The sequence below is a fragment of the Neisseria sp. P0021.S006 genome (assembly GCF_051956895.1).
The window spans coordinates 1-539 of sequence record NZ_JBQCWZ010000999.1 but is presented as its reverse complement, the minus strand read 5'-3'; the positions used below and the strand labels follow the sequence as shown (position 1 = coordinate 539).

Sequence of the window (539 nt, the reverse complement as noted above, 5' to 3'; positions counted from 1 at the left end):
AGCCTCCGGATACGCCGACCACCACATCGACATTCGACATCAAAGACTGTTTTTTACCGCCTATGGTAATCTGCTGCTTATGAAGCTGCTCCAACACGCCATAACCCAAGGCCGCCGCGCGAGTACCGCCGCCGGAGAACATCAACACAACAAGCGTATCGTCTTCGTCGTTGTGCTGAGGCCGGCTGGTTTCAAAGCGGTAGCCACGCTGCAGGTCGACCGTATCAATACCGGCGACAGGCTGATATTTCATCAGCGAACAGGCGGATAATAGGGCTGCAGAGAGCAGGGAAAGGGCAGATTTAAAAGGGAATTTTGGCATAAACATAGGAAAGTCGGTTGTTCATTCAAAACGGATTATAAAGGTTTTCAGACGGCCTTTATAGAAGGCAGATTTTCAGACGGCCTTTTTGCGTCGATTTTCCGTTATAATCGACACAATCTTTATCTTTCCAAACCCTTATGGCGCAACCAAACCGCATCAACCACGAACCTATCTTTCTGCTTGCTTCCGCCCCGTGGCGCGAGAGCAGCTTGTG

The 539-nt window shown here is 50.3% G+C and carries 1 pseudogene; it reads right to left on the bottom strand.

The annotated features are described in order from the left end of the window. Positions 1-322, bottom strand: a pseudogene (locus ACTHUM_RS18380) (patatin-like phospholipase family protein); the annotation flags it as partial. Between the last annotated feature and the right edge of the window lie 217 nt (positions 323-539).